This window comes from Corynebacterium sp. HMSC11E11, from assembly GCF_001807025.1.
GTDB lineage: Bacteria > Actinomycetota > Actinomycetes > Mycobacteriales > Mycobacteriaceae > Corynebacterium > Corynebacterium freneyi.
Window position 1 is genome coordinate 26,983 of record NZ_KV787163.1, and the last position, 23,650, is coordinate 50,632.

The 23,650-nt window shown below is 67.6% G+C and carries 23 protein-coding genes; 10 read left to right on the forward strand and 13 right to left on the reverse strand.

Translation table 11 applies throughout. The annotated features are described in order from the left end of the window. Window positions 1-34: 34 nt before the first annotated feature. Together HMPREF3121_RS10175 and HMPREF3121_RS10180 are read right to left on the reverse strand one after the other, a co-directional pair. On the reverse strand, window positions 35-1,063 hold the full coding sequence (locus tag HMPREF3121_RS10175) for a chymotrypsin family serine protease (RefSeq protein ID WP_070523081.1): 1,029 nt from the start codon (window positions 1,061-1,063) through the stop codon (window positions 35-37). 303 nt (window positions 1,064-1,366) lie between these two features. Next, a complete protein-coding gene (locus HMPREF3121_RS10180; protein ID WP_141743072.1) occupies window positions 1,367-2,659 on the reverse strand; it encodes an acetyl-CoA hydrolase/transferase family protein in 1,293 nt (430 codons plus the stop codon). Window positions 2,660-2,818: 159 nt separating this feature from the next. Here HMPREF3121_RS10180 and HMPREF3121_RS10185 point away from each other — a divergent pair, with 159 nt between their 5' ends. From HMPREF3121_RS10185 to phoU, 5 genes are all read left to right on the forward strand, one after another. After that, window positions 2,819-3,745: a LysR family transcriptional regulator gene (locus HMPREF3121_RS10185; RefSeq protein ID WP_070523083.1), complete on the forward strand. Its 927-nt coding sequence runs from the start codon at window positions 2,819-2,821 to the stop codon at window positions 3,743-3,745. After that, a complete protein-coding gene (locus tag HMPREF3121_RS10190; RefSeq protein ID WP_035122752.1) occupies window positions 3,742-4,668 on the forward strand; it encodes a serine hydrolase in 927 nt (308 codons plus the stop codon). Before HMPREF3121_RS10185 ends, HMPREF3121_RS10190 begins: the two co-directional genes overlap by 4 nt. Before the next feature lie 70 nt (window positions 4,669-4,738). Then, the gene (locus HMPREF3121_RS10195) at window positions 4,739-6,556 is read left to right on the forward strand and encodes a penicillin-binding transpeptidase domain-containing protein (protein ID WP_168161399.1); all 1,818 of its coding nucleotides are present in this window, start codon (window positions 4,739-4,741) and stop codon (window positions 6,554-6,556) included. A 103-nt stretch (window positions 6,557-6,659) separates the two neighbouring features. Beyond that, window positions 6,660-7,769, forward strand: coding sequence for a tRNA dihydrouridine synthase DusB (gene dusB / locus HMPREF3121_RS10200; RefSeq protein WP_070523137.1), 1,110 nt, complete (start codon window positions 6,660-6,662; stop codon window positions 7,767-7,769). Window positions 7,770-7,860: 91 nt separating this feature from the next. Beyond that, complete coding sequence (phoU, locus tag HMPREF3121_RS10205; protein ID WP_070523089.1) at window positions 7,861-8,589, forward strand: phosphate signaling complex protein PhoU; 729 nt, start codon at window positions 7,861-7,863, stop codon at window positions 8,587-8,589. A gap of 187 nt (window positions 8,590-8,776) precedes the next feature. Here the strand turns inward: phoU and pstB are convergent, their stop codons facing one another. From pstB to HMPREF3121_RS10235, 6 genes are all read right to left on the reverse strand, one after another. Further along, window positions 8,777-9,553 (reverse strand): phosphate ABC transporter ATP-binding protein PstB, encoded by a 777-nt coding sequence (pstB, locus tag HMPREF3121_RS10210; RefSeq protein WP_070523092.1) that lies wholly within the window; start codon window positions 9,551-9,553, stop codon window positions 8,777-8,779. A 37-nt stretch (window positions 9,554-9,590) separates the two neighbouring features. Further along, window positions 9,591-10,526, reverse strand: a complete 936-nt coding sequence (gene pstA, locus HMPREF3121_RS10215; RefSeq protein ID WP_070523097.1) for a phosphate ABC transporter permease PstA — start codon at window positions 10,524-10,526, stop codon at window positions 9,591-9,593. 10 nt (window positions 10,527-10,536) lie between these two features. Then, window positions 10,537-11,589 (reverse strand): phosphate ABC transporter permease subunit PstC, encoded by a 1,053-nt coding sequence (gene pstC, locus HMPREF3121_RS10220; protein ID WP_070523100.1) that lies wholly within the window; start codon window positions 11,587-11,589, stop codon window positions 10,537-10,539. A 168-nt stretch (window positions 11,590-11,757) separates the two neighbouring features. Then, the gene (pstS, locus tag HMPREF3121_RS10225) at window positions 11,758-12,849 is read right to left on the reverse strand and encodes a phosphate ABC transporter substrate-binding protein PstS (RefSeq protein WP_070523108.1); all 1,092 of its coding nucleotides are present in this window, start codon (window positions 12,847-12,849) and stop codon (window positions 11,758-11,760) included. A gap of 226 nt (window positions 12,850-13,075) precedes the next feature. Beyond that, the gene (gene mshD / locus HMPREF3121_RS10230; RefSeq protein ID WP_035122763.1) at window positions 13,076-13,960 is read right to left on the reverse strand and encodes a mycothiol synthase; all 885 of its coding nucleotides are present in this window, start codon (window positions 13,958-13,960) and stop codon (window positions 13,076-13,078) included. Then, window positions 13,957-14,643: a winged helix-turn-helix transcriptional regulator gene (locus HMPREF3121_RS10235; protein ID WP_070523111.1), complete on the reverse strand. Its 687-nt coding sequence runs from the start codon at window positions 14,641-14,643 to the stop codon at window positions 13,957-13,959. Before HMPREF3121_RS10235 ends, mshD begins: the two co-directional genes overlap by 4 nt. A gap of 103 nt (window positions 14,644-14,746) precedes the next feature. Here HMPREF3121_RS10235 and HMPREF3121_RS10240 point away from each other — a divergent pair, with 103 nt between their 5' ends. Next, window positions 14,747-15,586, forward strand: a complete 840-nt coding sequence (locus HMPREF3121_RS10240) for an LmeA family phospholipid-binding protein (RefSeq protein ID WP_070523114.1) — start codon at window positions 14,747-14,749, stop codon at window positions 15,584-15,586. 10 nt (window positions 15,587-15,596) lie between these two features. After that, window positions 15,597-16,247: a heme-binding beta-barrel domain-containing protein gene (locus HMPREF3121_RS10245; RefSeq protein WP_035122769.1), complete on the forward strand. Its 651-nt coding sequence runs from the start codon at window positions 15,597-15,599 to the stop codon at window positions 16,245-16,247. Here HMPREF3121_RS10245 and HMPREF3121_RS10250 read toward each other — a convergent pair. Next, window positions 16,244-17,128: an aminodeoxychorismate lyase gene (locus HMPREF3121_RS10250; protein ID WP_035122772.1), complete on the reverse strand. Its 885-nt coding sequence runs from the start codon at window positions 17,126-17,128 to the stop codon at window positions 16,244-16,246. The genes HMPREF3121_RS10245 and HMPREF3121_RS10250 overlap by 4 nt on opposite strands. Before the next feature lie 34 nt (window positions 17,129-17,162). On the opposite strand from HMPREF3121_RS10250, the gene HMPREF3121_RS10255 reads away from it, so the two are divergent. Together HMPREF3121_RS10255 and HMPREF3121_RS10260 are read left to right on the forward strand one after the other, a co-directional pair. Further along, window positions 17,163-18,275, forward strand: coding sequence for a CAF17-like 4Fe-4S cluster assembly/insertion protein YgfZ (locus HMPREF3121_RS10255; RefSeq protein WP_070523115.1), 1,113 nt, complete (start codon window positions 17,163-17,165; stop codon window positions 18,273-18,275). A 222-nt stretch (window positions 18,276-18,497) separates the two neighbouring features. After that, the gene (locus tag HMPREF3121_RS10260) at window positions 18,498-18,683 is read left to right on the forward strand and encodes a DUF3073 domain-containing protein (protein ID WP_070523120.1); all 186 of its coding nucleotides are present in this window, start codon (window positions 18,498-18,500) and stop codon (window positions 18,681-18,683) included. Window positions 18,684-18,823: 140 nt separating this feature from the next. Here the strand turns inward: HMPREF3121_RS10260 and purM are convergent, their stop codons facing one another. The 3 genes from purM to HMPREF3121_RS10275 form a co-directional block, all read right to left on the reverse strand. Further along, window positions 18,824-19,885, reverse strand: a complete 1,062-nt coding sequence (gene purM, locus HMPREF3121_RS10265; RefSeq protein ID WP_035122780.1) for a phosphoribosylformylglycinamidine cyclo-ligase — start codon at window positions 19,883-19,885, stop codon at window positions 18,824-18,826. A 78-nt stretch (window positions 19,886-19,963) separates the two neighbouring features. Continuing rightward, the gene (gene purF / locus HMPREF3121_RS10270) at window positions 19,964-21,523 is read right to left on the reverse strand and encodes an amidophosphoribosyltransferase (RefSeq protein WP_052054321.1); all 1,560 of its coding nucleotides are present in this window, start codon (window positions 21,521-21,523) and stop codon (window positions 19,964-19,966) included. A gap of 53 nt (window positions 21,524-21,576) precedes the next feature. Beyond that, entirely contained in the window at window positions 21,577-21,984 is a 408-nt protein-coding gene (locus HMPREF3121_RS10275; protein WP_070523123.1) for a sterol carrier family protein, read from the reverse strand. Between the two features lie 21 nt (window positions 21,985-22,005). Here HMPREF3121_RS10275 and HMPREF3121_RS10280 point away from each other — a divergent pair, with 21 nt between their 5' ends. Beyond that, a complete protein-coding gene (locus tag HMPREF3121_RS10280) occupies window positions 22,006-22,974 on the forward strand; it encodes an acyl-CoA thioesterase (RefSeq protein ID WP_070523140.1) in 969 nt (322 codons plus the stop codon). 53 nt (window positions 22,975-23,027) lie between these two features. Here the strand turns inward: HMPREF3121_RS10280 and HMPREF3121_RS10285 are convergent, their stop codons facing one another. Continuing rightward, a complete protein-coding gene (locus tag HMPREF3121_RS10285; RefSeq protein ID WP_070523126.1) occupies window positions 23,028-23,444 on the reverse strand; it encodes an arsenate-mycothiol transferase ArsC in 417 nt (138 codons plus the stop codon). Window positions 23,445-23,650: the final 206 nt, after the last annotated feature.

The following is a 23,650-nucleotide window of genomic DNA, read 5'->3' on the forward strand; positions in this document are numbered from 1 at the left end:
GCGCAGGCCTCGTCGGCCTACTCGAATACCCCGATTACCGCGCGACCAGGTCCGGCAGCGGGGTGTTCGGCAGCGGCAGCTCCGGCAGCGGGAGCTCCGGGATCTCCGGGAGGGACGAACCCGGGGCCTGCTCCTCGGCCTCCTCCGGCTCGTTCTCGGCGATCCAGGCCTCGTCGGACGCGGCGTCCTCGCCGATGGTGCGGAACTCGCTGTGGGGCTCGGTGGAGTCGGCCACCTGGAAGTGATCGTTGACCGTGCCGTCCTCGATGCCGTACGCATCCTCCAGCGCCTGGTCGACCGGCTGGTAACGCGACACCGGGCCCACGGCCATGGAGTTGACGCCGATGACCTGGTTGGTGTGCGGGTTGTAGGCGTTTCCGCCCGAGTCGCCGTGATCCAGGTGCGAGATCGCCCAAACGCCGTTGCGGACGCGGAAGATCTGCACGCCGCAGTTGCGGCCGGTGCGGGAACCGTCGGAGCAGATCGGCTGGCCGAAGTTGTCCACCGACACCTCGCCGGGCTGCAGCTCGGAGTAATCGACGATTCCGGTCATGACGGCGCCCTCGCCGTGGTTGTCGCCGTGCTCGTCGACGGAGTAGCTCACCGCGGTGGCATCGATGTCGTCGTCGAGCTCGATGAAGGCGTAGTCCGAGCCGTTGAACAGGGAGTCGAGGAAGTTCGGGTTCTCCTCGATGTCATCTTCGTCGGGGATGAAGAAACCGGCCGGGCCGACCTCGCCGATGCGCACGTCGCCCTCGGCCGTCGGCGCGTAGATGATGCCCGAGGACTGGGGCATCTGCTCGTGGCCCTCCTTGTTCACGCAGTGGCCGGCGGTGAGCAGGACGCGCTGCTGGTTGCCCTCGGCGTCGGTGACGGTGCCGGCGACGCCGGTGGAGCACATGCCGGTGCGGACGTGGCGGCCGTCCTCGACGACCGCGTCCTTTTCGGGCATGCGGATCGGGGAGCCCGGTCCGACGGTGAGGGCGCTTGCGGCGGGGGCGGCGAAGGTCGCCCCGACGGTGACCATCGCGGCGATGATCGACGTGCTCCGGTTCAGTTTCATGCGGTTCCCCTGAGTGTCTCGGGCCGGGGCGCTGTTCGCTCTCCGGCGGATTCGGGTGCCACCGTAACCGTGACATTCCGCCACCGCCCGTCAATTGGGTGGCATGTCGCGGATCACTTTTCCCATCCTTCCCAGTCGTTTACGACATGCACTCGAGTCACTTTCGCACCACGAAAGCATGTGTGCAGCCACCCGAAGGAGGGGCGCCGGCAAAGCAGGGCGCGGACGGGAAATGGCGGACGGGAGATGAAGGGGCGAGGGCGAGTGCGAGAGCGAGGGGCACCGCCGAAAAGCGCCGCCCGCCTACTCCGCGAGCCGCGAGATGATGTTCAGCTCGCGGGCCCGGCGATACAGGTCCTCGCGATGGTCCGGATGGGCGATCTCGATGAGTCGGCGTGCGCGCGTCGAATAGTCGGTGCCGCGCAGCCGGGCGATGCCGTGCTCCGTGACCACGTTGTCGATGTAATTCTTGTGCGTGGTCACCGGGGAATTCGGACCGAGCTCCACCTTGATCCGGCTCGCACCGTCGCGGGTGACCGACGGGCACACGATGTAGCCGCGACCTCCCTCCGAGCGACGGGCGCCGATGGCGAAGTCGAGCTGCCCGCCGGCACCGGAATAGAAGCGCCCCGCGATGGTCTCGGACGCCGCCTGCCCGAGCAGGTCGACCTCCGTGGTGGCGTTGACGCTGACCATGTTGGGCTCCTGCCCGATGAGGAACGGATCGTTGGTCCTGTCGACCGCGTCGAGGTACACGACGGGATTGCGGTCGACCCAGTCGTAGAGCTTGCGGGTTCCCATGATGAACGTCGCCACGCACTGGCGCGGGTGCGACCTCTTGAACCGGCCCGTCACCGCACCGCATTCGACCAGGTCCATGACCCCGTCGGACATCAGCTCGGTGTGCACGCCCAGATCCTCGCGGTCCTTCAGCATGGCCAGGATCGCGTTGGGCAGCTTGCCGATGCCCAACTGCAGGCAATCGCGATCCTCGATCTCCGGTGCGATGAGCTCGGCGATCCGATGCTCGGCCGACCCCTCCGCCGGCAGCAGCGGCGGCACCTCGAGCACCGGCGCATCGGACCGCGTGGCACCGACCATCTGGCGGGCGTGGATCTGGTTCTGGCCGAAGGAGTGGGGCACCTTCGCGTTGATCTCGCCGAAGATCGGCAGGTTTCCGATGAACTGCACCGAATAATCCGCGCCGAGCCCGATGGACATGTACCCGTGCTCGTCCGGCTCGGACACCGAGGCGATGAGGATGTCCGGCTTGATGTGGTCGCGCACCAGCTCGGGAATCATGGAGAAGTTGACCGGGTACAGCTCCGAGGTGCCGTTGGCGTGTCCCTTGCGCGATCCGCCGCCGAGGAAGAACTCGTGGTGCGTGAGCTTCCCGGGGTACTCCCCCATCTGATACGGCCGCAGGGATTCGGTGCACATCTGGTAGACGCGCACGTCCTCGAGTTGGTCGGCGTGCGCGTCGAGCATGTCCAGCAGCGTCGGCGGCTCGCAGCCCGCCACGGGAACGAGGATTTTCGTGCCCGGCCGAATGTGCTCCAGCAATGCCTCCGGCGCCAGATCAAGATGCTCGTACACGGCCGCGTCCTTTCGTTCAGTTAATGACTCTTCACACAAACTACATGGTTTCGTGAGAGCCGCCACCCCCGGGGGAACTGCCACCGTTCCTCTCTCACTCACGACCGGTTATCCATCATTCCCATAGGCTTATGGAGAACTCTTCGGGAGGAAAACGCCATGACCCGATCACAGCACAGGGTGGGCCGCATCGACCTGCTTCGACATTGGACGATCTTCTTGGCCGTAGCGGAGGAACGCAGTTTCAGACTCGCCGCAGAACGACTCGAGGTGTCGCAACCGGGCGTCTCCCAGGGGCTGCGCCGGCTGGAGGAGCACTTGGGCATCGTGCTGGTCAGGAGAACCCCCGGCGGCGCCGAAATCACTGCGGAAGGGCGGGTTCTACTGCCCATGGCCCGAACCCTGGTCAAGGACGCGGCGGCATTGGGCAGCGAGGCGAGGCGACTCGCGGAACTGGGGTTGAGGGAACGGGTCGGCTTCGCTCCCTCGGTGCCGTCGCCCATCGCCCAAACCGTGATCGCCGCCATCCGGAATCGGGGCATCGGTATAGAAGCTATTCATGGAACATGCGGAGAGTTGGTCGAAGCCGTTGGTTCGGGGACACTCGCCGCAGCCGTCATCGATGAACCCACTCCGATCGGGGATCTCGTGCGAGGAATTCAGCATTCGCAGCAACGCTGGATCCTGGTTCCCGATCCCTCGATGATTCGCGATGACGGCCAGGTCAATTGGCGGAAGCTCGATGAACTTGAGCTCGTGACCCCACCGCGATCCGATAATCCCGCCGGTCACGATCAACTGCTGTCACTGTTTGCCCGATACGCGTTAGCCCCCAAAGTGATCGAAGTATGCGGGGAATCCCAGATTCCGGCCGTCGTCGCCACGGGCAGCGCTTTCGCGATCGTGGGGCCAGACACCGCCGGCCTAGCGGCGCAGGAAGTGAGTTCGATCCTGCCTTCCCATTTCGAAAGGCGGCTGCGGGTGGTGGTCCATCCTCGCCGCACCGAGTTTCAGGCCGGCGGCGACATCAGATCCATCATCGACCGGGCCATGGCCGCGGTTCCCGACATTCCTCCGCGTCCATGACTACGGCGCATGAGGCAAAGGCTCGCGCGCGCATCCGGGGCATACTGGCCGAAGCAGGGTGCGACGGCTGGTATCACGCACGTCTGATCGGCGGAAACGGGCAATCGATCGGCGATCCGGACCAACCCCTGGTGGCTGCCGCATCGATGTACAAGGTCCCACTGCTCATCGCCGCGTGCCGCGCCATCGACTCCAGCGAATTGGACCCGCTCGAACGAATCGTGATCGATCCGGCACAGGGTCATCAGGTGCCGGGGCCCACCGGCTTCTGCATTTTCGACGATCCCATTTCAGCGTCCACGAGGGACGTGCTCAGGCAGATGATCGTGGTCTCCGACAATACGGCGGCAGCGGCCATCCGAAGGGCTCTTCCCCACGATGCCGTTGCACGCGCACTGTCGGATTTGCACATAAAAGACATCGACCTCGTCTTCGGGCCACCTCCCGAACTGGAATCGGCCTCGGGCGCCTCGGCATGGGAAGACGCCAACTATCTGCAGAGGGCCAGCCGCCCCATTGACACCGGGGGCGACACAAAACTCGAGAACCATGATCCGGCTTTCCTGAGCCACGCGACCCCCAACGCACTGTGCGAATTGCTCGAACTCATCTGGACGGGGAGGGCCGCATCGCCGAAGCAATGCGAGTTCATGCGGACGGTGTTGGGGCAACAAGCCTGGAGTCATCGCATTGCCTCGGGCTTCCCGGGCAAGGGATTCACCGTCGCCGGAAAGACCGGGACCATCGGGCGAATCCGCTCGGAGATGGCGGTCGTGCAACCGGACGGCGAACTCCCCGTGGCGGTGAGCGTGATCACCCGCGCCGCCCGCTTCGACCCATCGCTCCCCGAGGCGGATGCTGCAATCGGCAAGATTGCGCGCATCCTGGTCGATTACCTCCGAGCCTCCTACGACGCACCATAACGCTGCGTTATCGACTTCTGCACCTCTTCTTCCTGGTAGAACCGCCCCAGCGATGATTAGCGTCGCCACCATGTCCCAGATTCAGGTTTCCGCCAAACCAAAACCCATCCGAAGAGCCTTCGCCGCCGCTCTCCCGATCGTCATCGTCGCGCCCCTCGTGAGCTGCTCCATATTCGGGGATCCGGAGTCGGAAACGGTCGCGGCTTTCGCCCGCGCAGTATCCGACAAGAATGCCGACGCAGCAGCGGCCCTTACGTCGGATCCGGTATCGGCGCGCCGTGATTTGGAGGCGTCGTTTCTCGGAGCGGGGAATTCCTCGGTTTCCGCCGACCATTCCGAGGTCGAAGATGGTTCCTTCACATTCTCCGTGCGATGGGAGCTGCCTTCCGGAAAGAGCGCGACAACGGTGGGCAAAATCGATGTGGTGGATGTCGGGGGCGAAGCACGCGTCCTTTGGTCGCCGCGGGTTCTCGATGATCGTCTCGAAGAGGGTGGCCGCCTCTTGTATTCGGATGATCTCGCATATGACACCCCCGTCGTCGATCGCCGGGGAACGAAGATCTTCGACTGGCGCACCGTCACACTCATCAACATCGCCCCCGATGCATCACCCGATCTTCAATTGCTTGCTGCAACTCTCTCCGAGTCCGTTCCCGGGATAACCGCGGAATCAATCGGCGATGGGTTGTCAACAAGCCGGGCGCAATCTCCCGATTCCAACCACACAGCAATTGTGCTTCGGGAAGAGGATCTGGCACCGATCGCCGAGCGCCTGGGATCGATCGACGGAATCGAGCTCGTGGAGCAGGGCCGCCTGATCCCCTCCGTTCGGGGAATGCGCTCCCCCGCGCTCACGGGCCTTCCGGACCATTGGCGGCGCACCCTCGAAGAAAAGGCCGGTTGGACCTTCGCGGTCTCGAATCCGTCCGGCGTTTCCGTAATCGAACAGGAGCGTCCAACGTTCTCCGAACCAATCCGAACCACATTCGACACCGCGATCCAAGATGCCGCACAGCAATCGGTTGACGCGGAGTCCAAGCCGGCCGCAATCGTCGCGATGAGCGCCCGAACCGGCGGAGTGTTGGCGGTGGCCCAGAACACGGCCGCCGATGATATTGGGCCGATCGCACTGACCGGAATGCTCCCGCCCGGATCGACCTTCAAGACCGTGACGACAGCCGCAGCCCTCAACGAGGGAGCAGTGAGCGGGGCTACCCCGGTCGATTGCCCGGCCCGGATACAAATCGAGTCCCGGACGATTCCGAACGATGGCGACTTCGAACTGGGAACCGTTCCGATGCACACGGCATTCGCCCGGTCGTGCAACACGACCCAAGCCAAGCTCGCTTCGGGCCTTGACCCGGCCGCGCTGCACGAAACGGCGGCGCAGTTCGGTCTGGGTGTCGACTACGTGACGGAAGGCCTGACGACGGTGACGGGTTCGGTACCGGTGACCGAAAGCGCGGCGGAACAGATCGAGGCATCGATTGGCCAGGGTCGCGTCGTCGCGAGCCCATTCGGGATCGCCCTCATGGAAGCGACGGTGGCCAGAGGCGGAACGGTGCCGCAACCCATGCTCATCGAGGGTTCGCCGGGGACGGCGAATCGCGAGATCCAACCCCTGTCGCCCGAAGTCGTCTCCGCATTGCGAGGGATGATGCGGGAAACGGTGACATCGGGCACCGCCACGGAGCTGGCGGATATTCCCGAGCTCGAGGGCAAGACCGGCACCGCCGAAGTCGGCGACGGCCCGGCACACGGATGGTTCGCCGGCATAAGAGGAGACGTGGTGTTCTGCACTTTGATCATGGGGGCGGATAGTTCGGCTCCGGCCGTGTCCGCCACCGGACGCTTCCTCAGGGATGCGGACGTTGCCCTGCATCGTTGATGCACGCCGATTTCGCCTCCGCCCCTCCCGGTGCGACAATGCGACCGTGACAGACCTGCGCATCGGCCCCCATCAGCTCGCCTCCCCCGTCGTGCTCGCCCCCATGGCGGGCGTGACCAACGTGGCGTTCCGCACGCTGTGCCGCGAGCAGGAACGCGAGCGCATGGGCACCGTCGCCGGCCTCTACGTCTGTGAAATGGTCACCGCCCGCGCGCTGGTCGAACGCAACGACAAGACCATGCACATGACCACCTTCGCCGACGACGAGGACCCGCGGAGCCTGCAGCTCTACACCACCGACCCGGAGTGGACGTACCGGGCCGCGAAGATGATCGTCGACGAAAACCTCGCCGACCACATCGACATGAACTTCGGCTGCCCCGTGCCCAAGGTCACCCGCCGCGGCGGCGGTTCCGCCCTGCCGTACAAGCGCCGCCTTTTCGGCAACATCGTCGACGCCGCCGTCCGCGCCACCGAGGGCACCGACATCCCCGTCACCGTGAAGTTCCGCGTCGGCATCGACGACGACCACCACACGCACCTCGACGCCGGCCGCATCGCCGCCGACAACGGCGCCGTCGCCGTCGCCCTGCACGCGCGCACCGCCGCCCAGCGCTACTCGGGAACGGCCGACTGGTCGCAGATCGCCCGCCTGAAGGAGCACATGGTCGACTCCGGTCACGACACCGTGCCCGTTCTGGGCAACGGCGACATCTTCGCCGCCGGCGACGCCCGCCGCATGATGGACGACACCGGCTGCGACGGGGTCGTCGTCGGCCGCGGCTGCCTGGGCCGGCCGTGGCTGTTCGCGCAATTGTCCGCCGAGCTGCGCGGCCTGCCCGTCCCGCCTGCCCCGACCTTCGCCGAGGTCGCCGGCATCCTCCGCCGCCACGCCGAACTCCTCGTCGAGCACGAGGGCGAGCGCAAGGGCTGCCGCGATCTGCGCAAGCACATCGGCTGGTACCTCCGCGGCTACCCCGCCGGTTCGGAGGTCCGCACCGCCCTGACGCGGGTGACCACCCTCGCCGAACTCGACGAAGTTCTCGCGCCGCTTTACGACGGCCCCCACGCCGGTGCCCTCCCCGACGACGCCGACGGTGCCCGCGGGCGCCAGGGATCGCCCGGAAAGGTCATTCTCCCGGAGGGTTGGCTCGACGACCCGGAGGATGAAACCGTGCCCGACGGCGCGGATTTGATGCATTCCGGCGGTTAGCTTCCCCTATTCGGGGTCAATGTCGGCGAGTTTGCCGGGGGCGATGGTTCCAACAGGCGAAAGGGTGGGCGAGGCCTTACCATTGGTGGCCATGCGCACCGTTTACCGCGAACAGATGGACAACCTCGCCCACGGCCTGATCGTGATGTGCGACCACGTCCATGGAATGCACCGCGCCGCCGCCAAGGCGCTTTTCGACGCCGACCTCGAGGCCGCCGAGTCGGTCCTCACTTCCCTCGACAAGCTCGACGAATTCCGCATCGCCGCAGAGGACCGGGCTTTCGAGCTGCTCGCCCGCGAAGCTCCCGTGGCGCGCGACCTGCGCCAGGTGGTCTCCGGCATCTACATCGTCGAGGACATGGCCCGCATGGGCGCCCTGTCCGTGCACATCGCCAACACCGCCCGCCGTCGCCACCCCGGGAAGGCCCTGCCCGAGCAGGTCGAGGGCTACTTCCGCGAGATGGCCTCCGTCGCCGACACGATCACCCACGACACCCGTCAGGTCCTCATCGACTACGACGTCGCCAGCGCCCTGCAGGTCAGCGACGACGATGACGCCATCGACGACATCCACAGCCACCTGTTCACCCTCACCACCGCCGACGACTGGCCGCACACGTCGGCCGAGACCGTCGACGTGACCCTGCTGAGCCGCTACTTCGAGCGTTACGCCGACCACGCCGTGGCCGTCGCCGCCCGCATCGTCTACCTGGCCACCGGCTACAAGCAGGAGGACTACCTGCGCGAGTTGGACTCCGAGGAGCGTCGCGCCGCGATCTCCAAGCGCTTGAGCGACATGGCTCGCCACTTCCACTCCTGAGTCGCCTCCCGCGCGAACGCTGCCGAACCAGACGCAGCCGAACCCGCCCCACGCCATTCCGGCATGGGCGGGTTCTTCGCTTTTCCCCGTTCAATGCCGCATGCGGGGTCGGACTCCCACACGAAAAACCCCGCTCCCCCACCTTGCGGGCGGGAGCGGGGTTCGTCGTGAAGCGAAAAAAGGCGGCTTAGCCGAAGCGACCGGAGATGTAGTCCTCGGTCTCCTTCTTGTCCGGGTTCTCGAAGATCTTCTTCGTCGCGCCGACCTCGACGAGCTGGCCTGGCTTGCCGGTCGCCTCGAGCGAGAAGAACGCGGTCTGGTCGGACACGCGGGCGGCCTGCTGCATGTTGTGCGTCACGATGACGATGGTGAAGTCTTCCTTCAGCTCGTGGATCAGGTCCTCGATCGCCAGGGTGGAGATCGGGTCCAGGGCCGAGCAGGGCTCGTCCATGAGCAGAACCTCCGGCTCGACCGCGATGGCGCGGGCGATGCACAGACGCTGCTGCTGACCACCGGAGAGGCCGCCGCCCGGCTTGTCCAGACGGTCCTTGACCTCGTCCCAGAGGTTCGCCGAACGCAGGGACTTCTCGGCGACCTCGCGGAGCTTCTTCTTGTTCTTCTCGCCGGACAGCTTCAGGCCGGCGACGACGTTGTCCTCGATGGACATGGTCGGGAACGGGTTGGGGCGCTGGAACACCATGCCGATGGTGTTGCGGACCGACACCGGGTCGATCTTCGGACCGTAGATGTTCTCGCCGTCCAGCAGAACCTCACCGGTGACGTACGCACCGGGGATGACCTCGTGCATGCGGTTGAGCGAACGCAGCACGGTGGACTTGCCGCAACCGGACGGGCCGATGAAGGCGGTCACGGAACGCGGCGGGACGTGGAGGTTGACGTCCTTCACGGCGTGGAAGTCGCCGTAGTAGATGTCGACGTTGTTGAGATCGAGGCGCTTGGCCATGATTCGTGGTCTCTTTCCTGTGTTGGGCCGGCGGCCGCTACTGCTTGACGGAGAACTTGGCGGAGATGACGCGGGCGATGACGTTGATGACTGCGATGATGAGCACCAGCGTCAGGGCGGCGCCCCACATCTTGTCGAACGCGGCGCCCGTGTTGCCGGCCTTGTACATGTCGAGCATGAACAGCGGCAGCGAGGACTGCGACTGACCGAACGGGTTCCAGGTGATGATTCGCGACGTCGCGACCAGGATCAGCATCGGGGCCGACTCGCCCATGACGCGGGCGATGGACAGCATGATGCCGGTGACGATGCCGGACAGGGCGGTCGGCAGGACGATCTTGGCGATCGTCTTCCACTTGGGCACGCCCAGGGCGTACGACGCCTCGCGCAGGTCGTTGGGCACGACGCGCAGCATTTCCTCGGTGTTGCGGACGACGATCGGCAGCATCAGAAGCACCAGGGCCAGCGACACCGCGAAGCCCGAGCGCGACATGCCGAACATGACGACCCACATCGAGTAGATGAACAGCGACGCGACGATGGACGGCACGCCGGAGAGGATGTCGACCATGAAGGTCGTGATCTTGCCGAGGCGGGAGTTGCCCGCGTACTCGACCAGGTAGATGGCCACGAAGATGCCGAACGGCACCGTGATGATGGAGGTGACCAGCGCCTGCACGAGAGTGCCGATGATGGCGTGGGCGACGCCGCCCGAATCGGAGCCGACGGTGACGCCGAGCTGCGAGGTGGTCCACCACGAGGCGGACGTGATCATGGGGAAACCGCGGGTGATGACCTCGTAGAGGACCCAGCCCAGCGGGATGAGCGCCAACGCCATGGAGGCGTAGATGATGACGGTGGCGAACTTGTCGCCGACCTTGCGCGAGTTCTTGATCGGGGTGAACGCCGAATCGGAGGTCGAGACCTTGGCGGCCGGGTCCTGATCGATGACGGCCTGATTGTCGATTGCCATTGTCTGCTCCCTACTTCTTGGCGATGATTCGGGCGGCGGAGTTGACCACGAAGGTCAGGAAGAACAGGACCAGGCCGGCGGACATGTAGGCGCCCGCCTTGAGGTCGTCGTTGAACTCCGGGGCGGCGTTGGCGATCGCGGTGGCGAACGTCGTGCCGCCCTCGAAGAACGAGCCGCGGAACGCGTTGGACGGGGAGATGACCATGTACAGCGCCATGGTCTCGCCGAGCGCGCGACCGAGGCCGAGCATCGAACCCGAGATGTAGCCCGACTTGCCGAAGGGCAGGACCGCCATGCGCACGGTCTCCCAGCGGGTGGCGCCCAGGGCGAGCGAAGCCTCGATGTGGCCGCGCGGCGTCTGGACGAAGACCTCGCGGGTGGTGGCCGCGATGACCGGCAGGATCATGATCGCCAGCACCACGCCACCGGTGAACAGGTTGCGGCCGGTTTCGAAGGCCGGCGAGTTCGGGTAGGTGGTGAACAGGAAGATGCCGCCGAGGTTGGACGCGGCCCAGTTGTAGAACCCGCCCAGCGCCGGACCGAGGGCCATGAAGCCCCACAGGCCGTAGACGATCGACGGCACGGCGGCCAGCAGGTCGACGAGGTAGCCCAGGGGCTTGACGGCCTTCTTGGGCGCGTAGCTGGTCAGGAAGATGGCGATGCCGAGCGCGACCGGCATGGCGAACAGCAGCGCGAGCACCGACACCGCGACGGTGACCAGGAACAGGTTCGGGATGCCGAAGTACATCGCCGCCGTGTCGTTCAGGTTCCAGCGGTCGGAGTACGTGAAGAAGTTCGCCTCGTTGTTGCGCATCGAGGGAACCGCGCGGAGGAGAAGGAAGATGGCGATCGCGATGATCGACACGGTGACGAGGGAGGCGGCGCCGACGGACAGGAAGTTGAAGATCCTGTCACCCGGGCGGACGACGCCCTTGGCCACTACCGGCTCGCCGCCGGCGGGTTCTTCTCCGGAGCCATTGCGCGGCGCGTCGAGGGCGGACGCGGCGGCCCGATCCTTTTCGGCCATCGCCGGTTCTCCCGAGGCGGAAGTGGAAGAGGTCATTGAGTTTCCTTAGCTGGTGAGCTGTGAAGACGGTGATGTTCCCCAAACGTGCCACCGGCCGATCGGCCCTCGGCCTCCCCTCCCGGGAGGATTCGGGCCAATCGGCCGCGGTGTCGCTGTGGGGGTGCGGTCACCGGCGCACCGGCCGGTCACCGCGGTCGAAGCGTCCTACTGGATGGCGTCGACGGCGTCGACGAGCTTCTGCTTGAAGTCACCCTGAACCGGGATGTAGCCCAGGTCCTCGAGCTCCTCGGACTGGCCCTCCTCCAGGACGATCTTGAAGAAGTTCTTGACCAGGTCACGGGTGGTCTCGTCGTAGCCCGCGGAGCAGACGATCTCGTACGTGGTCAGGACGAGCGGGTAGGCGCCCTCTTCGTCCATGGCGAACAGGGCTTCGGCGTCGACGACCATGTCGTTGCCCTCGCCCTTGAACGCGACCTTGTCCAGGGCGGCGCCCACGGAGTCGGCGTTGAGCTCGACCGGGCCGTGACCGAAGTCCATCTTGGCGATGCCCAGGTCCTTGTCCTTGGCGAAGCCCGCCTCGACGTAGGTGATGGCGCCCGGGATCTGGGCGACCTGGTCGACGACGCCGGCGGAGCCGTTGGCGCCCGCGCCGGTGGCGGTCGGGAAGGACTTGGAGGCCTCGTGCTCCCAGTCCTCCGGGGCGGCCGAGGTCAGGAACTTCATGAAGTTGTCGGTGGTGCCCGACTCCTCCGAGCGGTACACGACGGAGATGTCGGTGTCCGGCAGGTCGACGCCCTCGTTGAGCTCGGCGATGGCCGGGTCGTTCCACTTGGTGATCTTGCCGTCGAAGATCTGGGCGGTCACGGACGGGGACAGGGCCACGTCGACGCCCTCGAGGTTGTAGGCGATGGCGACCGGGCCGATGACCATCGGCAGGTGCCAGGCGTCGTTGCCCTCGCAGCGGGTCTTGGCTTCCTCGATCTGCTCGTCCTTCAGCGGCGAGTCGGAGCCGGCGAACGCGACGGTGTTGGCGATGAACTGCGACTGGCCCGAGCCGGAGCCGGTGGCGTTGTAGGACAGGGTCGAACCCGGCGAGTTGGACTCGAACAGGGTCGCGAACAGGTCCATCGCGCGCTGCTGCGAGGTGGCGCCCTCGCCCTGCAGCTCGCCGGTGGTCTCGGTGAGACCCTCGACCTGAGACTCGGCGTTGGAGCCGCCCTCGGAGCAGGCGGACAGGGTCAGGCCGGCGACGGCGGTGAGGCCGAGGATGGCGGCGCGGCGGTTGTTCTTCAGCACGGGGGTTCCTCCGGGAAAAATCTCGGTTTCGGGCAAGGGCCCGACAGGGCTGTCGTTTCGATCCGTCGATGCGCGCCGAAAAACGGCGCACCTCACACGGATGTCGAAGTCCGGTCGGACTCCGCTGTCTGAGAAAGGTATAGGCCGATGGTTGCCGGATCACATGCAGAAGATGAACGATGAGTGAACTAGGCAAGTAATTCCGCCCCACGGGCGGAGACTTCACTCACATTCCGTACATGACGTCGCGTCGGGCCACCTCGAAACCCGTTCGCTCGTACGTCCGCACCGCCGGTTCGTTGTCGCCTTCCACGTACAGGATCACCCGATCGTCGCCCCGATCCCGCAGGTGGCGCATCCCCGCGCGCGTCAGCCAACCGCCGATGCCGCGGCCGCGCGCCGCATCGGCGAGCCCGATGACGTACACCTCGCCGACTCCCCCGCCATGCTGCTTGGTCCAGTGGAAGCCGAGGATCTCCCCCGTGTCCTCGTCGACGGCGAACAGCACGCCGGCCGGGTCGAACCACTCGACGGAACGTCCGCGCCGCAGCCGCTCCAGGTCCCACCCGCCCTGTTCGGGGTGCCAGTCGAAGGCTTCGTTGTTGACGGCCAGCCACGCCTCGTCGACCGCGTCCTCCCCCATCCGGGCGGTGGCCGCGGGCAGGTCCTCGAGCCGGATCCCGGCCGGCGGTTCCTCCTCGCCGAGCCCCGACACGGCCTGCCCGGGGGCGGTCATCTGCAGCAGTTCGCGCACCACGCGCCGCCCGGACGACGCCGCCAGTTCCGCGGCCCCCGGCACGTCTCCATGGGCCCACACGGGAAGGGGCTTTCCGACGAGTTCGTCGACGGCCCGCAGCAGCGCGGTGCCCGCCCCACGGCGGCGGTGCTCCACCGCGACGGCCAATTCGGCGGAATCGTCGGCGACGGCGGCCAACCCGACCAGCGAACCGTCGTCAAGCACCCGCAGGTGCCGATGACCGGCGGAAGGATCCGACAGTCCCAGAACGAACGCCTCTCCGAAGGGCTCGACCCCGTCGGCCGCCTCGATGGCGGACAACAGGGCCCGGGCCTCGGCGAGATCGGGCGCGCCTTCTTCGATGCGGAACGTCACGGCTGGTCCTCCTCGGGCTCGACTGCCTTGTAGCCGACGTTGCGGACGGTGGCGATGAGCCCCTCGTGACGATGGCCGAGCTTGGCCCGCAAACGCCGGACGTGAACGTCCACCGTACGCGTGCCGCCGTAGTAGTCGTAGCCCCACACGTCCTGCAGCAACTGCTCGCGCGTGTAGACGCGACCGGCGTTGCGGGTGAGGAACCGCAGGAGCTCGAACTCCTTGAACGTCAGGTTCATCGGCTCACCGTTGAGGCGCGCGGTGTACGTGTGCTCGTCGACGACCAGATCGCCGAGCGTGAGCACCGGGCTCTCCTCCGGCTCCGTCACCGGCACCGGGTGGCGCGACAACAGCAGCCGCAGGCGCGCGTCGATCTCCGCCGGCGTCGCCGACGGCAACAGGAAATCATCGACCGCCCACGAACCGTCGATGGCGATCAACGCCGTGTCCGCCGCGAGCACCGCCACCGGCAGATCCGGGTTCGCCCCCGCGATGTGCCGGCACAGCCCGCGCGCGGCCACCAGATCCGGGCCGGTGGCGTCGATGATCGCGACGGTGACGTCCTCCAGCAGAGTCGCCGATTCCTCGGTGGCCGGCATCCGGATGATGTCGTGGTTCAGCAGCCCGAGATTGGGCACGCGCTCACGGACCCCGGGGTCGTTGCTGACGATGGCCAGGCGCACGGGAGCACACTCCGCTTCTTTTCGGTTCTTCTCGGATCTCCTACCGGGATCATCTTAACGGCCGCGCATTCTCGGCCCGACGCGCATGCGGTACTAATGGGGGGTGAGCATTTCTCGCCCGGTCACACGCATTTTCGCCGCCGTCGGCGCCGTCGCGCTGCTCGCCGTTGGCGCGGATTTCGGGCTCGCCATCCACGCGGAACGCAACCTGGCCAACCGGATCCGCGAGGAAATGAACCTGCCCGCCGACCCCTACGTCAGGCTGGGCGGCGCCGCCTACGCGTCGTCGTTCTTCACCGGCAAGTGGAGTTCCATCCAGGTCCGCGCCCGCGACCTGGAGATCGACAACTTCGGCCTGGTGTCCGTCGAATCCGGCGCCGTCGACGTCGAGGTGCCCCCGTCAGCGGTGTGGTCCGGCGATTTCAAGAACGGCTTCACCGAGCGCTACCACACGACGCTGCAGCTCGACGGCCTGTCGTTGGGCCGCCAGTTCGACTTCACCGACCTGGCCATCCAGAACCACGAGGACATCTCGCCCGCCGGCGGCTGGGAAACCGAGGCCATCTTCGAGGCCACTCCCCCGGGGTGGTCGGCGCCCGCGGAAGTCGTCGTCAAGCTGCGGATCGTGCGGGGCGACGCGAAGTTCATCCCCGTCGAGGTCATCTCGGGGCCCGAGGGACCGGATTCGAAGGACGTCCGTCGGGGCCGGGAGCTTTCCGACGACGCCATCGACGCGATCCTGCCCGCCTTCGAACTGGAGTTGACCGGGGCCGAACTGCCCCTGCGCCAGCGGCCCACCCGCATCTACGTCTCGGGCGGCTCCGTCTTCATCGAGGGCGACGAACTGTTCCGCACCGTCTCGCCCGAGGACTTCCTGCCCGTGGCCACGCACGACCCCGAACTCGGCGGGGAGACGGACCGGGGCGACGACTCTTCGCAGTAGTGTCGGAGGCATGAGCGACACCAACGAAAACACGGGAGACGTTCCCCGCCGCCTCGACGGCAACGAGGCAATCGACCGGGCCGCCGAGCAATCCGCGTCGACCGGCGGGCGCAACATCGCGGACCTGCCGGGACTGCCGATCGCGGAGAACACCGCGAACCTGCGCCACGGCCCCAACCTGCACGACGGCCTGCTGGCGCTGCTGCCGCTGGTCGGCGTGTGGCGCGGCGAAGGCCAGGCCGACACCGTCGTCGACGGCCAGTACCGCTTCGGCCAGCAGATCATCTTCAGCCACGACGGCGAGAACTACCTCAGCTACGACTCGCGGTTCTGGAAGATCGACGAGGACGACAACGTCATCGGCCCCGACCTGCGCGAGACCGGTTTCTGGCGCATCAACGACGACGACGAGATCGAGTTCCTGTGCACCCACTCGACCGGCGTCGTGGAGATCTACTACGGCAAGCCGGTCACCGAACGCGCGTGGGAGGTCCAGGCGGCGTCGACGATGGTCACCGCCACCGGACCGGCGTCGCTGGGCCCGGGCAAGCGCCTGTACGGCCTGATGCCGAACAACGACCTCGGGTGGGTCGACGAGCGCCTGCGCGGCGATGAGTTCATCCCGCGCATGTCCGCCCAGCTGAAGCGCTGGGCCGGTTAACGCGCGAGGGCTTCGTCGCAGAGCTCCCTGAACTCGGCTTCCGCTTCCGGGCCGGGCGCGGGGAGCTCTTCGCCGTCGAGGGAGGTCACGCGCACCGCGATGCGAACGGAGGAGACCAGCCACACCGCGTCGGCGGTGCGCAGGTCTTCCGGCGTGAGCTGCGACGGCACGCACTCCCAGCCCTTTTCGGCGGCGAGATCGAACAGCGCGGCCTGGGTCGTGCCGGGCAGCACGCCTTCGCCGGGGTTCGGGGTGAGCAGCCGGCGGCCGCGGACGAGGATGATCGTCGACGTCGGCCCCTCCAGGAGGTTGCCCTCCGCCGAGGTGAAGATGACGTCGTCGAAGCCGTGCTCCTTCGCGTGGCGCAGGGCGGCCATGTTGGCGGCGTAGGACAGCGTCTTGGCGCCGATGAGCGCCCACGGGGCCCGGTTGCCCAGGTCGAGCTCGAAGCCGCGTTCGGCGAGCATGACCCGCACGCCGCGCTCGCGGGCTGCGGCGACGCCGGCGGCGGGGGTGACCATGATGTAGCCGGTCGGCAGGCCCGTGGATTCGCGGCCGCGGGAGTAGACCCACCGCATCGACGCATCGCCGTCGATCGCCCCGTCGTTCCATTCGGCGACGGCCAGCGCGGAGGCTTCGCGCCACCGGTCGAGGTCGGGGGCGGGCAGCTGCAGCATGTCGGCCGAGGACAGGAACCGGTCTTCGTGGCGGGCGACGTTGCAGGCGTGACCATCCCTGATCAACAGTGTTTCGAAGACGCCGTCGCCGCGGACGGCGCCGAGGTCATCCGGGTAGAGGAAGGGCGCCGAACCGTCGGCGACGCGGGGGGCGTCGCCGGAGAGGACGTCGACGAGGATGATGTCGCGATGCGGGGCTGTCATGCCCCATAGCTTATTCCCCGGGCGGCGCGTTACGATGGCCGACGTGACCATCGATGAGTTCAGTCCGATCGTTCATCACGTCGCCGGGGCGGTCGCCGTCCCGGACGGTGATCCCGGTGGGCGGGCGGGCGTCGCATGGCATTACGGCTCGCCTCTGGTCGAACAGCGGGCGATCGCCGACGGCGCCGCACTGGTGGATCGTTCCCACCTCCGCGTCATCCGGGTGTCCGGCCCGGATCGCCTGGAGTGGTTGAACACCCTTTTTTCCCAGAAGCTCGATGATGCGGGCGCCGGCGTCGCCACCGAGGCCCTCGACCTGGATCCGCAGGGGCGCGTCCTGCACCACATGGGCGTGTCGGTCCTGGAGGATTCCGTGCTTCTCGACGTCTCCCCGTTGGGCGCGGAGTCGCTGCACCGTTTCCTGACCATGATGATCTTCCGCTCCGACGTCACCGTCGAGTTCGCGGACCTGGCGATCGTGTCGGTGCTCGGCCCCGACGCCGGGAAGGTGCTCGCCGCCGCGGGTTTGCCGGACCCGGGCGCCGGTGCGGTGGCCGTGTCCGACGACGGAACCGTGGTGCGCGGCACGACGTGGCCGGCGACCGGTGCCCGCGACGTGTTCGTCGCCCGCGACGGGCTGACCGACGCCTGGGATCGCCTGGTTTCCGCCGGCGCGACGCCGACGGGCCTGATGGCGTGGGAGGCCGAACGCGTGGTGTCCCTGCACCCCGAGCCGGGCCTGGACATCGACGGGAAGATGATCCCCCACGAGGCCCCGACGTGGATCGGCCCCGCCGTGCACCTGGACAAGGGCTGCTACCGCGGCCAGGAAACCGTCTCCCGCGTCCACAACCTCGGTCGACCCCCGCGCACCCTGGTGCTGCTGCACGTCGACGGATCCGATTCCGCCCTCCCCGAGCCGGGTGACCCGGTGACCGCGGGCAAGCGCACCGTCGGCCGGGTGGGCACCGTCGTCGAGCACCACGAACTGGGCCCCGTCGCGCTGGCGCTGGTGAAGCGGTCCTCCCAGGAAGGCGTCGATCTCGCCGCGGGCGGCGTCGCGGTGGCCGTGGATCCGTCCACGGTGGATCGGGACGAATCGGTGCGGCCGGGACGGGCGGCCGTCGACAAGCTCCGGGGGCGCTGACGTCCGCGGCGTGGGCCGAAAATTCTCCATTTTCATCTAAATCGCAGGTCAACGGCCTGATTCAACCCCCGATCACGCGCCCCGTGGCGCGGTGTGGCGGATAGGCGTCAACGCTTCGTCCGCAGATGGGCTATGGTGTCACTCAGGAATTAACGCATTAGATGATGGAGGGGCGGCCGAATCCCCGTGCCGCGCCCCGGACCTAAACAAGGGGGTCAGGCCATGGGTCGCGGCCGTGCCAAGGCAAAGCAGGCGAAGGTTGCTCGTCAGCTGAAGTACGACACTCCGGATATGGATCTGGAGCGTCTCCAGCGGGAGCTCGTGGGCAAGTCGGATGATGACGGCGCCTACGATGACTACTCCGATTACTCCGACTGGGAGGATTGGAACAGCGGCGACGACCGCTGACGCACCCGGAGTTTCACCGACCGTGGTGAACATGCCGTGCACAGCGTGAAAAGAAGGGGGCGGGCCCCGGCCGATGTGGCCAAGCCCGCCCCCTTCTTTTGTGCCTCGTCCTTTTATTCCCCGTCGTACGGCGGCCCTGGCTAAAAGCGCGGGTGGTCGCCGCGCAGCACGGCGCGCTCGTCCTCGCCGGCGCGGACGACGCCGAGCTCCCAGGCGTCGATGTGGCGGGCGGTGAGCATGGCCAGGGCGCGGTCGCGGTCCTCCGGGGACACGACGGCGACCATGCCGACGCCCATGTTGAACGTCTTCTCCATCTCCTCGCGGGACACGCGGCCCAGCTCGGCGATGGTGCGGAAGATCGGGCCCGGGGTCCAGGTGGCGCGGTCCATGTCGGCGACCAGGCCCTCCGGCATGATGCGGGCCATGTTGCCGGCCAGCCCGCCGCCGGTGACGTGGCAGAAGGTGCGGACCTCCGCCTCCGCCATCAGCGCCAGGCAGTCCTTGGCGTAGATGCGGGTCGGCTCGAGCAGCTCCTCGCCGAGGGTGCGGCCGAAGTCCTCCATGTGCTCGTCGAGCGGCAGGCCGGCGTTGTCGAGCAGGACGTGGCGGGCCAGCGAGTAGCCGTTGGAGTGCAGGCCGGACGATGCCATGGCGATGATGACGTCGCCCTCGCGGACGCGGTCGGGGCCGAGGAGCTTGTCCTCCTCCACCACGCCGACGCCGGTGGCGGACACGTCGTACTCGTCGGGCTCCATGACGCCCGGGTGCTCGGCGGTCTCGCCGCCCAGCAGGGCGCAGCCCGCCTCGATGCAGCCTTCGGCGATGCCGGAGACGATCTGGGCGACGTGCTCCGGCACGACCTTGCCGATGGCGATGTAGTCCTGCAGGAACAACGGCTCGGCGCCGCAGACCACCAGGTCGTCGACGACCATGGCCACCAGGTCGCGGCCGATGGTGTCGTGCTTGTCCATCGCCTGCGCGACGGCCAGCTTCGTGCCGACGCCGTCGGACGCGGCGGCCAGCAGCGGCTTCTTGTAGTCGCCGAGGGCGAAGAGGCCGGCGAACCCGCCGAGCCCGCCGCGCACCTCGGGCCGCGTCGCCTTCTTGGCGATCGGGGCGAACAGCTCGACGGCGCGGTCGCCCGCCTCGATGTCCACGCCGGCCGCGGCGTAGGAGGCGCCGGTGTTCTGGTTGTCGGTCATGTCGGCTTCACGTCTCCCGGTGAGGTTCGTTGTCGGAAATGTTGTGTCGGATCCGCCGTCCAGCGTATCCGGCGCGGGTCAGGCCGGGGAGGCCTGCATCCGCGCGACGGCTTCGGCGTTGGCGTCCCCGGCGGGCAGGCCCAGCGGGTACACGCCGTCGAAGCAGGCGCGGCACAGGTCGGCGGGCGCCTGCTCGGACGCCTCGGTCATGCCCTCCACGGACACGAAGCCGAGGGTGTCGGCGCCGATGGCCGTGGCGATGCCCTGCACCAGGTCGCCCTCGGGCAGACCATTGGCGATGAGCTCGCCCGGCGAGGCGAAGTCGATGCCGTAGAAGCACGGCCACTTCACCGGCGGCGACGCGATGCGCACGTGCACCTCCGCCGCGCCGGCCTCCCGCAGCATGCGGATCAGCGCGCGCTGGGTGTTGCCGCGGACGATGGAGTCGTCGACGACGACCAGGCGCTTGCCGGCGATGACCTGCTTCAGAGGGTTGAGTTTGAGGCGAATGCCCAGCTGGCGAATGGTCTGCGACGGCTGGATGAAGGTGCGGCCGACGTAGGCGTTCTTGGTCAGGCCCTGGCCGAAGGGAATGCCCGACTCCTGGGCGTAGCCCACGGCGGCGGGGGTGCCGGAGTCCGGAACCGGGATGACCAGATCACCGTCCGCCGGGAACTCGCGCGCCAGCTGGCGGCCGAGCTCCAGGCGCACCGCGTTGACGGAGCGACCGCGGATGACGGAGTCGGGGCGCGCGAGGTAGACGTACTCGAAGACGCAGCCCTTGTGCTTGATTTCGGCGAAACGGCTGGACCGCACGCCGGAGGCATCGATGGCCACGAGCTCGCCCGGTTCGATCTCGCGCACGAACGAGGCGCCGACGATGTCGAGGGCGCAGGTCTCCGACGCGACGACCCAACCGTTGGACAGCCGGCCCAGCACCAGCGGGCGCACGCCCTGGCGGTCGCGTGCGGCGTACAGGGTTTCGCCGTCGGTGAAGGTCAGGCAGAACGCGCCCTCGAGCCGCGGCAGCAGACGCAGGGCCGCCGCCTCCACCGTCGTGCCGGTGTGCGCGGCGCCGTCGTCGGCGCGACGCTCGTCGGCGACCAGCCCGGTCTCGTGCGCCAGCAGGGCGCACATGATGTCGGAGTCGCTGGGCAGGTGGCCGGACAGGTCGACGAGGCCGTGCCCCGCGGCCTCCTCCGCCAACGCGACGTGGTTGATCAGATTGCCGTTGTGCCCCAGGGCGATGTCGGTGCCGTCCGGCGCCATGCGGAACATGGGCTGGGCGTTTTCCCACGACGGCGAACCGGCCGTGGTGTATCGAGTGTGCCCCACCGCGATGTGCCCCTTCAGCGCGTCGAGCGACTGCTCGTCGAAGACCTGGGACACCAGACCCAGATCCTTGAAGACGAGGATCTGGTCTCCGTCTCCCACCGCGATGCCGGCGGCCTCCTGGCCGCGGTGCTGCAGGGCGAACAGCCCGTAATAGGTGAGCTTGGAGACGTCCTCGCCGGGCGCCCAGACGCCGAACACTCCGCACTCTTCGCGGGGCGGCTGCTCCCCGAGATCGTCGAGCGGGGAGGCGGGTGACTGGGATGACGCCGGGACGGGGGAACCGTAGTTCAGGGTATCGGCCACGCCGCCCAGGATAGTCGCGCCGCCGGGGCGCAGACCAAACCGCCCCTTGCCGTTCACCCCAACCTGCACACGGGCAGATGCGCGGCCAGCTCGCCCGCGCGGGTGCCCGACACGTCCATCGACTCGCCGGGCTCCTCCCCCTCACGCTCGCGCGCCTCGTCGAATCCGACCAGGCCGGCGGCGATGCGCAGCCACGTCCGGGGCGTCATCTCGACGACGTTGGGCGGGGTGCCTCGGGTGTGCCGGGGCCCTTCGATGCACTGCACCGCCACGAACGGGGGCACGCGCAGTTCCACGCTGTGCCCGGGCGCTTCTTCGGCGAGCATCCGGGCGGACAGCCGAACGGCCTTGGCCAGCTCCGCACGCCCCGGGCGCGCGGCCGGCTGGCCGTCGTCAAGCAACCACTGCCCCACCGCCGTCATGGCGGTCCTCAATTCGATCGGGTCGACCTTCTTTGCCATGCCCGCATTATTGTGGACGTCATGCCTTCGTCTTCGGTGACCCTCCGTTTCCTCGCCGCCCCCACGGACGTGCTCATGGCCGGCTCCAACAGCGTCCACGGCGGCCGCGTGCTGCAGTGGATCGACAAGGCGGCCTACGCCTGCGCGACCGGCTGGTCGGGGCAGTACTGCGTGACCGCGTATTTCGGCCACATCCACTTCGACCGCCCGATCCCGTCCGGCCACATCGTGGAGGTCCGGTCGAAGATCGCGTACACCGGCCGCACGTCGATGCACATCATCAACGAGGTGCTGTCGCGCGACCCCCGCGAGGGCGAGTTCACCCGCGCCGCGGATTGCCTGGTCATTTTCGTGGCCATGGACGAAAACCGGAAGCCGACCCCGGTGCCGCCGTGGGAGCCGCAGACGGACGAGGAGAAGCGCACCCGGGAAGCCGCGCTGTCCCGCTTCGAGCTGCGCCGCGACATCGAGGCCGCCATGCGCGCGCAGACGTACACCTCCGAGTCTTCGGCCCCGGAGCTGGTGACGCGTTTCCTGGCCAAGCCGTCCGACGTCAACTGGGGCGGCAACGTACACGGCGGCACGGCGATGGAGTGGATCGACGAGGCGGCGTCGGCGTGCTCCATGAATTGGGCGGGGCGGCAGACCATCGCGGTGTACGCGGGCGGCGTGCGGTTCTACAAGCCGATCCACATCGGCGACCTGGTGGAGGTCCGGGCCCGTATTCTGCGCACGGGCACGACGTCGATGCACATGAGCGTCCACGTCCATTCGGGTGAACCCCGCAAGGGGCGCGGCGGCCTGCAGTTGGCGCTGCATTCGTCGATGACGTACGTGGCCATCGACGATGATTTCAAGCCGCAGCCGGTGCCGCATTTCCAGCCGACGACGGACGAGGACAAGCGCCTGTACGCCCACGATCTGGCGTTGAAGGAGCTGCGCAGCAAGTACAAGCCGATGCCGCTGGTCGGTTCCCGGGACAGCGAGTAGGTCCGGGCGTTTTTGGCTTGACGACGGCCCGCGTGGTGGTCCGCGAGCCGGGGTCACATGTCGTCGAGGAGCTTCCGGACGCGTCCGTCGATGTCGTCGCGGATGAGGTTCATGCGCTCCTCCCCCTCGATGCCGCGGAGGCTGGGCTCGTCGACTTCCCAGCGCTCGACGTCGGCCTTCATGCCGTCGCGGGCCGGGATGTCCGCGCCGCCGACGATGATGACGCGGTCGGCGCCGCGCATGACGGCGTCGTCGATGGCGGTGGGCGTGCCGCAGGTCATGTCGGCCCCGATTTCGGAGACGGAGGCCGCGGAGTCCGCGTTGATCGTCGAGGCGGGCGTGAGGCCGGCGGAGCGCACGTCGATGTCGTGGCCGGCTTCGTCGGCGCGCAGGCGCATGATGGCTTCGGCCATCTGGGATTTGCCGCCGTTGGTGTTGCACAGGAAGTAGACGGTGGGCTTGTCGGACATCGTCGCGTCGCTTTCTTAGGTGGGGCGTGGGGTGGCGCCGGGGCCGCGGTCGCGACCAGGATACGTGCGGGGGCGGATCGTCGAACGTTTCTTGTGGGGCGGATGTTTTTGCTTGACGACGGCGGCGGGTACGGATGCGGCCCGATGCACATGTGAACGGTGAGGCGAAACGAACCCGAATCGTTACCCAATGTTCGAAGGAATCG